Source organism: Vibrio sp. ER1A, assembly GCF_000733315.1.
GTDB classification, from domain to species: Bacteria; Pseudomonadota; Gammaproteobacteria; order Enterobacterales; family Vibrionaceae; genus Vibrio; species Vibrio mediterranei.
Genome location: NZ_JPJA01000052.1, coordinates 1 through 1,707, shown reverse-complemented (window position 1 = coordinate 1,707; position 1,707 = coordinate 1). Strand labels below are relative to the sequence as shown.

3 protein-coding genes are annotated in these 1,707 nt (G+C 34.9%); 2 read left to right on the top strand and 1 reads right to left on the bottom strand.

The window, feature by feature from the left end; translation table 11 throughout:
• Positions 1 to 77: 77 nt before the first annotated feature.
• A complete protein-coding gene (locus HW45_RS04375) occupies positions 78 to 575 on the bottom strand; it encodes a winged helix-turn-helix domain-containing protein (protein ID WP_038225152.1) in 498 nt (165 codons plus the stop codon).
• 333 nt (positions 576 to 908) lie between these two features.
• Here HW45_RS04375 and HW45_RS28265 point away from each other — a divergent pair, with 333 nt between their 5' ends.
• Both HW45_RS28265 and HW45_RS29895 read left to right on the top strand, forming a co-directional pair.
• Positions 909 to 1,439 carry a prepilin-type N-terminal cleavage/methylation domain-containing protein gene (locus tag HW45_RS28265; RefSeq protein WP_051867776.1) on the top strand — a complete coding sequence of 177 codons (531 nt, stop codon included), beginning with the start codon at positions 909 to 911 and terminating at the stop codon, positions 1,437 to 1,439.
• A gap of 55 nt (positions 1,440 to 1,494) precedes the next feature.
• The coding region (locus HW45_RS29895) for a hypothetical protein (protein WP_038225150.1) at positions 1,495 to 1,707 on the top strand (213 nt) is incomplete at its 3' end.

Genomic DNA, 1,707 nt, shown 5'->3' with positions numbered 1-1,707 from the left:
GTATTTATGTAATAGTGATTTATGAAACTATAGTTATTAAATTTGTTTCATATGTGATTAGCCAACTGACTTATAGGTCATATGTTCCTATATACTAAGTAAGAACATAGCATAAAAAGAAACAAGGCGAGATAATAAATATGCCTTATATTGGATATCCAAAGTTTTTTAGTATTAGTGCAGTCTAAAGGTACGCCGTTAACATTATCCTCGACTCTAAGTTCCACGTAGTTAGGTGACAAATAGTAACCTTTTTTAGGATATGTTTTGAGTAACTCTCGTGGTTCTATGCTCGCAACATTCTCTCTAACAATACCTCTAAGAAAACAAACACGGTTTGTAACAACATTTTTCGATATAAACTTATTTTTCCAGACGCGACACAACATTGTTTCGGAATCTACTGGAGTACCGACATTAGACAATAGAATCTCTAATACCTCTAATGAACGTTGATCGATAGCGATAACTTTGTCTGTAGAATTTTTAAGTACTCTTGTTGATGGATTATAGACTAGTTCCCCCATTGTTATATTACATTCTAGCTGCAATGCTTGATCCAATACATTTTTCATTACTTATCCTTATAACTTAAAAAGAAACTCTATTGTTATCAGATAACTACGAAAATAATACTGGTGTCAGTCTTAAATTATAAGTTGATTAACTAATGTGTAGATTTGTTATGTCGTGTGATTTTTCTGTTAGCTTTTATTAAGTATTGTTTTTAGGTGTAAATGCGTAGGCTGGTGTAATGTCCTACCGACTAAAGCAGTACCCGGAAGAACGGTTAACTTCTATTCAGTCGATGGTCTAGTTTAATAGAGTTATTCAATTGCGATAGAAAAATTTGATGGACCAACTCTTTAGCCAATGATAAGTAAAATCTAATATATTTAGGAGCAGCGATGAAACTTACTCACAAAGGTAAGCAACACAAAAATAAACAGAAAGGGATTGCATTATTAGAGATGATAATTGCAATCGGTATTATAGGAATCATTACAGCTGCAGTTGTAGCTTTATCGTCATCTGCGTTTGCTGAACAGAAAATGAAGGATACGATTTCGAATATATCTCAGCTAACTACAACTATTCAAAGAGCTTATAGTAATGCAAACTCATACAACGGATTAGCTGCATCAGATTTTTCTGATGATCTAAAGAAAAACCCATATGGCGGTTCCTTCAATATCAGTAAATCTGCGATAGGTTCGAATGCTGATGCTGGTTTTACTATAGGCATTGGTGGATTGGATGTAGATACATGCGTAGATCTACTTCAATCGATCGGAAAAAACTATTACTTTGCTAAGGTAGCTGCTGCAGCTCCTTCAGACATCGGAACAGGAGGTATCTCTGATTTTTCTCCGAGCAACCTTAAAACTGTTGAATGTAAAGATGCTGCTGTAAATCCTCTGTGGTTAGGCGATCGCTAGTTTTATGGTTATTGCCTCTAGTACTTGTTACTAGAGGCAATAGTTGGTAAGAGATATGAGCAGAAAACTAAATCAGGGGTTCGCTTTACTTGACACAATGATAGCAATAATGATTGCTAGCATTTTAATGATCGGAAGTTCCTATTATGCAATGCGAAAATCTGAGGAAGAAAAACTAAAATCGGCTGGACAAACGATAGGTTTGGTTAGTAGTTATATTCTGGACTACGTAGACCTAAAAGGAAATGAGGCTTTGTTGCCGAAATCG